Origin of the sequence: Methylobacterium sp. WL18, from assembly GCF_008040015.1 — a bacterium.
GTDB lineage: Bacteria > Pseudomonadota > Alphaproteobacteria > Rhizobiales > Beijerinckiaceae > Methylobacterium > Methylobacterium mesophilicum.
Window position 1 is genome coordinate 1 of the sequence record NZ_VRVD01001128.1, and the last position, 797, is coordinate 797.

The following is a 797-nucleotide window of genomic DNA, read 5'->3' on the forward strand; positions in this document are numbered from 1 at the left end:
ACCTGGGTCAGCCCGCTCTCGGCCGCCAGCGCGATCAGGCCGGCCCCGTCGCGCAGGCGGGAGCCGTAATCGGCCCGGTACACGCCCGTATCCCGCTGGGCTCGCAGCGTGGCGAGCGCCGCGTCCATCGCCTTGGCGGCACGACCCCGGTCGCCCAGGAGCGCCAGGGAGGCGGCGAGCTGCGCCCGGCCGAGCCCGGTCGCGAAGGCGTCGAGCTTGGTGTCCACAAGGTAGCGCAGGTCGCCCATCACCGGCCGGCCGTTGCGGGCCAGCACGTAGGCGGCGTAGGCGAGGTCGGCGCCGCCGTCCCGCACCTCCGTGGCGTTCGCGACGGTGTTGCGCAGGCGGTCCAGCGCCTGGGTGAAGGCCCCCTGGGGCACCGCGAAGCCGCGCTCCCGGGCGCGGGTGAGGAAGTCGGTCACGTAGGCGGCCAGCCAGACGTCGCCCGACCCTTGCGCCGACCACAGGCCGAAATCCCCGCTCGCATCCTGGCGGGCGAGCAGCCGCTCGATCGACTCGCGCACCCGGTCGCCGACGTTCGCGTCGAGGGCCAGCTTGTCGAGCCCGGCCAGGCGGTTGACGTAGAGCAGCGGCATCGCCCGGCTGACGATCTGCTCGGAACAGCCGTAGGGATAGCGGTCGAGCGCCTGGAGCAGCGCTGGCACGTCGAGGCCCGGGAGCGCCGAGGCCGAGAGCGTGACGCTGCCGGTTCCGGGCAGCAGGTCGGCCAGCAGGTCGGCGCTCACCGTCAGGCCGGCCCCGGGCGCCAGGTTGCGCACTGACCGGCGCAGCAGCGC

The 797-nt window shown here is 74.9% G+C and carries 1 pseudogene; it reads right to left on the reverse strand.

What is annotated here, in order from left to right:
• Positions 1-797 (reverse strand): annotated as a pseudogene (locus FV228_RS31315) (alpha-2-macroglobulin family protein); the annotation flags it as partial.